4 protein-coding genes are annotated in these 10,009 nt (G+C 38.2%); 1 reads left to right on the top strand and 3 read right to left on the bottom strand.

From position 1 onward, the window contains the following. Positions 1-376: 376 nt before the first annotated feature. Positions 377-883, bottom strand: coding sequence for a hypothetical protein (locus HNS40_RS11935; protein ID WP_172281066.1), 507 nt, complete (start codon positions 881-883; stop codon positions 377-379). Positions 884-975: 92 nt separating this feature from the next. Between HNS40_RS11935 and HNS40_RS11930 the strand changes: the two genes are divergently transcribed. Further along, positions 976-2,805 carry an ABC transporter ATP-binding protein gene (locus HNS40_RS11930; RefSeq protein WP_172281065.1) on the top strand — a complete coding sequence of 610 codons (1,830 nt, stop codon included), beginning with the start codon at positions 976-978 and terminating at the stop codon, positions 2,803-2,805. A gap of 54 nt (positions 2,806-2,859) precedes the next feature. On the opposite strand, the gene HNS40_RS11925 is transcribed toward HNS40_RS11930, so the two are convergent. Both HNS40_RS11925 and HNS40_RS11920 read right to left on the bottom strand, forming a co-directional pair. Further along, positions 2,860-4,200: a glucose-6-phosphate isomerase gene (locus HNS40_RS11925; RefSeq protein WP_172281064.1), complete on the bottom strand. Its 1,341-nt coding sequence runs from the start codon at positions 4,198-4,200 to the stop codon at positions 2,860-2,862. A 151-nt stretch (positions 4,201-4,351) separates the two neighbouring features. After that, entirely contained in the window at positions 4,352-9,967 is a 5,616-nt protein-coding gene (locus HNS40_RS11920; protein WP_172281062.1) for a T9SS-dependent choice-of-anchor J family protein, read from the bottom strand. Positions 9,968-10,009: the final 42 nt, after the last annotated feature.

The raw sequence follows: 10,009 nt of genomic DNA, 5'->3' as shown, positions 1-10,009 counted from the left end.
CCTTTAACGCAAAATTAAAGCATTTTAGGTCTGAATTCAGAGGTGTCAGAGATGTCAAATTTTTCCTTTTTCGATTGACAAATATTTTTGCGTAAAAATCAATTCCCCCAGAATTTCAACTTGACCCCTTTTTTGTAGTATATTATATTTTTACTAATCCACCATAAACTTAGCACTGCCAACCATATGGTTTTCGTCTCTAACAATAATCACACATATGGCTGTTGACGATTGGCTAATTTTATTTGATAAACATCCTCTCCAGCCTAGTTACAACGGATCATTTGTAAACCTGCGAATACACATTGGGGGTTTTAAACACCTAATAGGCGAAATGATATAAGTCTATATTTACTATAGATATATAGGAGCTTCTCTACTTCTCTATCTTAAACTTAAAGCTAGTCAGGTTAGGGATATTTCTATCGCGAATATAAATATAGAATGGAGGATGTATATTTTCTGGAATAGGGACGGTGGTGTAATTCCAATAAAAGTTTCCTGCGGGTAGTTCCGAAGATTTATATGCCAATTTATGCTCCCACAGTTTTTCTTTATCATCTTCTCCTCTAATGATAAACATAAACCATTTCATATTAGCTAAAGATTGTTCATATCGAGTAATGTAAAATTCTAAGTATGCCTTCTCAGCTGATGAAACGGCATCATGATAGGCTATAGAAGTAATCATACCTGTTGTAGAATTTCTCGAACCACCATAATCGGCTCCATTTACTCGCCTCACTTCGTAGCCATTAATACTTCTTATTTCACCATCTACCCAGGTTTTGTATGTGAGTTCTCTATTGATTTCGTTGAGACTTTGTCCGAAAGACATCAAACCTAATCCTAAAAATAGGGCTATAAATGCTAATTTCTTCATGTTATAAATTGTTAATTGAGCCATATCAAAGATAATAAAAACAAAGAAGCGGCAAATTGACTATTTTTGCGAATTGTAAAAATGCATATTTCATGAAGAAGCTATTTAAAATCCTTACCTATGTTAAACCCTACTGGCCTTACGCTAGTTTGAATGTATTCTTTAATATCTTGGCGGTTATCTTTTCATTGGCTTCGTTTGCGGTGTTTATCCCCATACTAAATATGCTTTTTAAAATGCAGGATATTCCGGAGGAAGCTGTTCCTCTTGATATTTTCAACTTCGATTCCATCTCTGAGAATTTCAATTTCTATGCCGGACAACTGATTAAAATGCATGGTGAAATGGAAACTCTATTGTATATCGCATTTATTATTCTAGGACTATATTTCCTTAAAAATCTCTTTCGTTATTTGGCCATGTTCTTTTTGGCACCCATACGTAATGGTGTGGTGAGAGATCTAAGAAATGATATGTATAAAAAAGTACTGATCCTTCCCATCAGTTATTTTAGCGAAAAGAAAAAGGGGGATATTATCTCCAGAATGACTTCTGATGTTTTAGAGATAGAATGGTCTATTATGAGCTCTTTGGAATCGGTTTTTAGAGAACCCATTGCCATAATTGCTTCCATTGCAGTCTTGTTTTTTATGAGTCCAAGCTTAACTATTTTCGTGATGGTATTATTGCCCATTAGTGGCTTCTTGATTGGTCAAATTGGTAAAAGTCTGAAAAGAACCAGCGATAAAAGCCAGAAAAGTATGGGTTTTATATTGAGCGTAATTGAAGAAACCATTGGAGGCTTAAGAATTATCAAAGGCTTTACAGCCATCAATAGTACCGAAAAGAAGTTTCAAGCCATCAATCAAGATTATACCAAGTTGATGATTAAACTATATCGTAAACGAGATATGGCCTCTCCGCTAAGTGAATTTATGGGAGTAGGTGTGGTAGTTACCATTCTTTGGTATGGCGGTAGATTAATCCTAAGCGAAGATTCCACAATGGAAGCAGCAGAATTCCTTGTTTATTTAGGGATTTTCTCGCAGATTTTGAATCCAGCTAAAGCCATCACCACTGCTTTCTATAATATTCAAAAAGGTGCGGCCTCAGTGGAAAGAGTAGAAGGCGTATTAGATGCGCCTGAAATCATAGAAGAAAAGCCCCAAGCCATTGCTAAAAAAGAATTTATTGATACTATTGAATATAAAGACCTCAGCTTCTCCTATCAAAATCATGTAGAAGTCTTGAAAAAGATTAACTTGAAGATAGCAAAAGGAAAAACCATTGCGCTTGTTGGGGCATCAGGAGGAGGTAAATCAACATTAGCCGATCTATTACCACGTTTTTACGATCCTCAAGAAGGAAGTATTTCTATTGATGGAGTAGATATTAAAGACATTGTAATTGATGATGTGCGTGGTTTAATGGGTATCGTGACTCAAGAGTCTATTCTTTTTAATGATACTGTATTTAATAATATTGCTCTAGGAATTGAAGACAAGGTCACTTTAGAGGAGGTTAAAAACGCAGCCAAAATCGCCAATGCTCATGAGTTTATCGAGCAAATGGAGGAGGGCTACGATAGCATTATTGGTGATAGAGGACAAAAATTATCTGGTGGACAAAGACAGCGATTGAGTATTGCGAGAGCAGTTTTGAAAAACCCACCCATTATGATATTAGATGAGGCTACATCAGCACTCGACACTGAGTCAGAAAGACTCGTTCAACAAGCTTTGGAAAACCTTATGAAGAACAGAACTTCACTCATTATTGCACATCGCTTGTCGACTATTCAACATGCCGATGAGATTATTGTAGTAGATAAAGGTGAAATTGTAGAGCGAGGAATTCACGAAGAGCTCCTCAAAGAAAAAGGGATATATCATCGCTTGCATGATATGCAAGCATTTGCTTAAAGCCTAGGTTCGACGACCCCTAGCTTAAGCTAGGGGTCGTCGACCCTAGGCCAGCTATAAGCGAGCCTTTATAGCTTTAGTAGCTTCTTCAAAACCTGGTTTTCCCAGAAGAGCAAACATATTCTTTTTATAGGCTTCAACACCTGGTTGGTCGAATGGGTTTACATCTAAAATATAACCACTTAATCCACAGGCAAACTCATAGAAATAAATCAACTGGCCAATATTCTCTTCGTTTAATTCTGGGATACTGATTCTTAAATTGGGTACTCCACCATCAACGTGAGCAATGGCAGTTCCAAGTTCTGCATTATAATTCACCTCAGTAATGGTTTTTCCTTTTAGGTAATTTAAACCATCGAGGTCGGCAGCATCCAATGGGATCTCGAGCTTTCTTTTGCTCTTCTCCACACTAATTACTGTTTCAAAGAGATTTCTAATTCCCTCTTGGATATATTGGCCCATACTGTGTAAATCGGTAGTGTTACTCACTCCAGCTGGGAAGATTCCTTTGTTCTCTTTTCCTTCACTTTCGCCATATAATTGCTTCCACCACTCTGTCATATAATAAAGAGTAGGTTGGTAGTTCACCATGATTTCGGTGGTTTTTCCACTATTATAAAGTGCATTACGAGTGGCAGCATATAAGGCAACAGGATTGGTTTCTATGGCAGTGTTCTTCTCGTTGAACTCTTGCATCTCAACTGCTCCTTTAACTAGGGCGTGAATATCGAAGCCAGCAACAGCAATAGGTAATAATCCAACAGGAGTTAAAACAGAATATCTTCCTCCAACATCATCTGGCACCACATAGGTTTTATAACCTTCTTTATCAGCAAGGGTTTTTAAAGCACCTCTAGATTTATCTGTGATGGCGATAATTCTATCGGCGGCCTCTTCTTTACCATATTTAGTTTCAAGATGGTTTTTGATAATTCTAAAAGCCAATGCGGGTTCAGTGGTAGTTCCAGATTTGCTGATTACAGTCACTGCATAATCAAGTCCGTCCAAAGCTTCCATCAGGTCCACCATATAATCTTCGCTAATGTTTTGTCCAGCGTAGATTACTTGTGGTCTGTCAGATTTCACAAAACCTTTAAACTGATGTTGCAAAGCTTCAATAACAGCTCTAGCACCTAAATAACTTCCTCCAATTCCGATAACCACAAATACTTTTGCTTTTGCAGCCATTTTATCGGCATCGGCTTTAATCTCGTCTAAAAACTCAGTGCTAATAGAGGAAGGTAAATCTACCCAGCCCAAGAAATCATCACCTTTTCCTGTTTTATTTAAAAGGTTTTGGTGATTTTTGTTGATCACATCTTGAAAGGCATTGATGTCTTCTTTCTTTACAAAGTCTAATGCTCTGCTAATATCTAAGTTGATGTTTATCATGTTTTTATAAGTTTTAATATCTAAATATGGTTGTTTGCAAATATCATAAATTTAGGAATACAAAAAAGAACCCTATTTAAAAAGTCATTGATTCTTAAAGAAAACGAGCATCCGAAAAGAATCAATGACTTTCAAAAAATTTTAAAAGAGACTATTTATTGATGACTATCTTATGTTGTACTGTATTTTTCTCATTTTTCAGCTCTAACATATAGCTTCCAGAGGCCAAGAGACTTAAATCTAATTCTAATTTTTGGCTACCAGGCTTTATTTTGTCAGTAATAACTTTACTTCCATTTAGAGTCCAAAGTATAACTTCGGTATCAGCTTCTAATGGCTTATTGATTTCAATATAAAGTCTGTTCTGCGCAGGGTTGGGATATATCGCTACATCCATAATAGAGACCTCAAAAATTCCAATGGGAATAATTTCAATAAGCATTTCAGAGGCTTCACTTAGTCCGCAAAGATTTTCAGCGACCACTGAAAGCATACCTGAATTGGCATCCTCTGGGAAGTCTATGGTAATTTCATTACTTCCTGTTCCGGCAATCAAAACCCAACTTGGATCCAAAGTCCAATTATAGGATTCAGCACCATCAAGAGTCTCCACAGAATAGGTTTCTGTGTCCATTCCCCAAATTTGATCTAGGCCTGTAATACTACTAAGTTCACTTAACACAGGATTAGAATTCAGTGCTTTTGAAGTTGCGGGGCTTAGTCCACACTCATTTTCTAAGACAACTGAAATATCGCCATCATTAGAACCAACGGTTACAGAAATCTGATGTGTAGCGCTAGTCCCAGCCCAGCCACTTGGCAAACTCCAATTATAGGAGACCCCGCTTTGCTCTTCCATGCTATATATTTCTGTTACTCCAGCACAAACTTCTTCTTCTCCCAATATTTCACTGGCTGGTATTGGCACCTGATTTACATCGACAGTCAAGCTATTTGAAGGACCATCTCCACAACCATTGGAAGGGGTGACTATGATTTCGCCACCATTATTTCCGATACTTGCTTCTATTTCGTTGTTTGCGCTTGTTCCATTCCATCCGTTAGGCAATTCCCATGAATATTCAATACCATCAACAAATTCAACAGAATAAGTTTCTGTTTCTCCAGCACATATTTCTTGAGCTCCACTTATGGAGCTAGGCTGAGCAGGAGTACTTGTAAGGACTCCTAGAGTGGCTGTTTGTGGCGTTCCTTCACCACAAAAATTACTTGGTGTTACTGATATTTCACCACCAGTATTTCCCACTGTAACGGTGATAGAATTGGTGTTGCTATTTCCTGTCCAACTACTTGGAAGCGACCATTCATAGCTATCTACTGATGGGTCGAATGGAACAGAATAGGTTTCTAAGAATCCTATACAAGCCATAATAACACCTTCGATAGGATCTGGCTGTGCTGGTCCTTCATTAGTTACTTCTAATGAAATGGATTGACTAGGGCCCGAACCACATTCATTATTCGGAATAACAGAAATATTTCCTCCATTACTACCAATGGTGACAGTAATTTCGTTACTTATACTTGTTCCTGTCCAGCCTGAAGGAATAGACCATGTATAATCCTCCACATTCTCATCTAGTTCAACCGTATATAGCTCTTGAGTTCCCTCACAAACTGATGGATTTCCATCTATGGCACTGACTTGAAATGGGATGGAAAATGATATAACATTTAATTGTCTCGGGGAACCATTTCCACATCCATTTACTGGAACAACTGAAACAACACCATCCTCTGTTCCAACTGAAACCGTAATTGAACTCGTGCTACTTGTTCCAGTCCACCCACTTGGCAAAGTCCAAATATATGAATCTGCATTTGGGTCATTAGTAATTGAATAAGTGATAGATTCTCCTTCACATGGAGTTTCGTCTCCACTAATAGCAGAAGGTTGCTCTGGTAGTGAGATAGCATCAACAGCCAAGGATCTTGAGGATCCATTTCCACAATCATTCATTGGGCTCACTATAATATCTCCTTCTGTACTTCCTGCGGTAACAGTGATTGAGTTGGTATTGCTATTTCCCGACCATCCACTTGGAAGGGTCCAAGTATAAGACAATACATTAGGATCGTTATCTACAGTGTAAGTTATAGAGTTTCCTTCACATGGAGAAGTTTCACCAGATATGATAGAAGGCTGAGCTGGTAATTCATTTACCTCAATAGCTAAAACTCTAACAGGACCACTACCACATTCATTCTCAGGTATAACAGAAATATTTCCTCCTGTAGAACCAACAACTACAGTTATTGCACTATTTGTGCTTGTCCCTGTCCAAGTACTTGGTAAAGTCCAATTATAAGTATCTGCATCAGGGTCATTAGTGACCGAATAAGTTTGACTAGTGCCTTGGCAAGGCTGAAGATTTCCAGCCATGCTGCTCGGTTGTTGAGGTAATGTATTATTGGTGAGCGTTGCAGCAGCAGACAAGGCAGACATTTGTCCATCTTTTTCTACTTTCCCTTTATACACCCCATTTACCAGATCTGGAAAAGTATAGAAGTTAGTATTAGCGGTGGCATTATCCAATACAGTACCTGAATTATCTGTAAGGTAGAAAGTTTGGTTTCCACTCAAGCTACTCGTCACTTTAATGGCTCCAGTATTACAATCTGGAATGGCAGAAACTGTAGCCACAGGAGTAGGTGCAGAACCCTCGATATTGATATGATCAACAAACCAATCGTCACCATCATCATTAGTCATTACAAAAGCAATATAAATCTCTTGCCCAGCATAGGCAGAAAGGTCAATTGTTTTTTCTGAATAGTTAACAGAAAAGGTGTCTTCACCCCAAGAGTTAAGAGTTGAAAAAGACGAAATATTGGTTTGAGATGTTGTGGAAACTTTAATATAATACATTGATCCATATTCTGCTTCGTATGCCTGCTTTTGGTAGAATGACATTTCAGCACCAGAGGATATAAGTATCTTAGGGCTGACCAACCAGTCTTCAGCTAGACCTTCTGTATTTTCCCAAACTATGTGAGCTGATTGACTACCACTATAGGCATCATCTGAGGATTGCCAATCTTGTACAGTTCCTAGCCCATTAATTCCTCTATAAGAATCCCAACAGTTTGGTGGGAAAGTTGATGACTCAAAATCCTCAGTAAATGGTAATCCTAGTACTCCGCAATCAGTGGTAAAAACTTCCTGCCCTCCATAAGCTGTTCCGTAACTGTTTATGGCATAGGCTCTAGTATAATATGTTGTTGCTGGTGATAAGCCTGATACTGAGGCAGTATAGTTGCCTGTTCCTGTATTGGCATTTACTATTTTGAAATCATTAGTAGTAGGGTTCGAGGAGGTGCTATAAACCACTCCTCTCTCCGAAATATTAGAGCTTCCTTGGTTAATCACATTACCTCCTAGCGTTGCAGTAGTTTGAGTAATATTAGTTGGAGTAGTTGTTTGTACAGAAGGAAGGTCTGTATTTTCCAGAACTAGTGGAGATTCCCATAAGCCTCTTCCATAGGAGGCCAGTCGGAGTTTGCTATCGGTAGCATCTCCGGCGTAATAAATCTCTAATTCTCCACATTGAACCTTGGGGAGGTTGGTATTATATTCCGTCCAATCGTTACTACCCTCTCTAAAATATACGCCAAGCTCTGTTCCAAGATAAAGGTGACTTGTTGAGCTTGCCTGTGTGTTTTGAACTATAGTATATGCTGGAATGGAAGGTAAACCATCAGAAATATTATTCCAAGTGCTTCCTCCATTTGTAGTTTCATATACCAAATTATTATTATATCCACTCAAGCTTACCCAAACGGTATTGGGATTATCAGCTTTTATGGCGATATAGGTAATATTGGAGCTACTTGTTGGCAAATTAGATGTTACGTCAGTCCAAGAACCTCCTCCATTAGTAGTTTTCCATATTTCATTAGGATCTGAGACGAAAAGCACATCATTATCAGAAGAAGCAATGGCCATGGCACGAATTTTTGAGGAGGTATTCATAGTTGAAATCTTGGTCCAATTATCTCCCTTATTGGTGGTCTTCCAAATGTCAGTATAACCAGCAAAGAGCGTGTTATGATCTACAGGATCAATGACATAAGGCGTTACCCATGCGCCATCTCCAGCAGCAGAAGGCTCAATATCTGTACTTGAGGCCCAATGATTTGTGGTTCTTGTGATTTGCCCATTAACATATGTAGCATATTGTGTGTTTGAGGAAGTATAGTCGATAAGACATTCCATACCGTCGCCTCCTTTTACATCGTCCCAGAAATTACTAAAAAAGAGCTTTGAACCATTGTCTTGCAATCCTGTAATAGTTTCAGTGGCATTGGTTTGAGACACTCCCAGTTTATACATTTGGCTGATGATCATCCCATTAGTTTTGTCTGTCCAAGAAGTTCCGTTATTAGTAGACAGATAGATTCCTCCATCATTACATTCAAACAAATCACCATTATCTCTATATTTCAACATATGCTTGTCGGCATGCACAGCAGGAACGCCATCGCCCCACCAATGATTAACTATTGACCAAGAGGAACCTCCATTTGTAGATCTCCAAGTATTAATTCCTCCAACCAATATGGTGTTGGCATCATTTGGAGAAACAGCAATGGATAAATCGTACCATCCTTGTCCTTGAGAACCTCCACCATTGGAATCCCATCCCAATAGGTTTGAACTATTTCCACTAAACACTTCAGAAAAACTATTCCCGCTATTTGTTGATTTATAAATTCCATCTAGAGCACTACTTGAGTTGGCTATTATGGCATACACATAAGTTGGCTCGTCAACAGAAACAGCTAGCTCTATTCTGTTACCTTGAGATAATTCTTCACTCCAGTCGCCTCCTCCATTTGCACTGCGATAAATACTTCCTGAGGTGGTTGAACCATAAAGGGTATTAAAATCACCTGGTTTGTATTCCATATCGATGAATGAAATTGAGGTAAGTTGATTATCCCAAGTGGAGCCCCCATTCGTGGTTTTATAAACACCATTGCTGGTGGCTGCAATAATGGTTTGGTTATCACTTGGGTGTAATAATAAACGAGTTACCATATCACCATCGGATAAATTAAATTGTATTCCTGTAGTATTCCAAGTAAAACCTCCATTGGTGGATTTTAAAACTCCAATGCTTCTATTGTCCCATGCATCTCTATCTCCTGTGGCAATATATATGGTTTGGGAGCTGCTATAATCAGTTGGAATAACGATGTCAGAAACTCCCAATACATTATTTTCATCAGTTAGGCATGTCCAAGATGACCCATTATTTGTGGTTACCCATAGTCCACCAGCAGGTGCTCCAACCCAATAGGTACTATTATCTGTTGGATGAAATGCCACACAGTTTAATCTGCCCACTCCAGCATAACCTCCAGTTGAACTACTTGGTCCTAAATTCGTCCAATTTGCAGATTTATAATTTCTTTGCTCAGGATTTGTTTTGATAAACTCATCATAAACTTGTTGTGCTGTTTTACTTGGGAAAATTCCTGTACTCGGATTTACTTTGGCTTCCATTTGATAATACCAACGATAAAACTGTTTCCAACCAGGTGCTTTAACTTCTTTGCCATCCTCTATATAGTATCCTTTATTATTAACTTGGTAGGGCTCCCAATATTGATGGAATGCACTTTCGTAATCATATAAGGTCCATTCTTCTTTGGATTTATTCTGAGGCATATTTTGCAGCCAAGGCTGTGCCATTAACAATGTAGAACTAAATAAAATTAAAATGAGTAATATTTTCTTCATGATGATGCTTTTCGATGTTGTCAGTTTATTATAAAAAAACCT

This window comes from Lentimicrobium sp. S6, assembly GCF_013166635.1.
Lineage (GTDB): Bacteria > Bacteroidota > Bacteroidia > Bacteroidales > UBA12170 > UBA12170.
The sequence above is the reverse complement of the archived record's forward strand: the minus strand, read 5'-3'. Positions and strand labels throughout refer to the sequence as shown.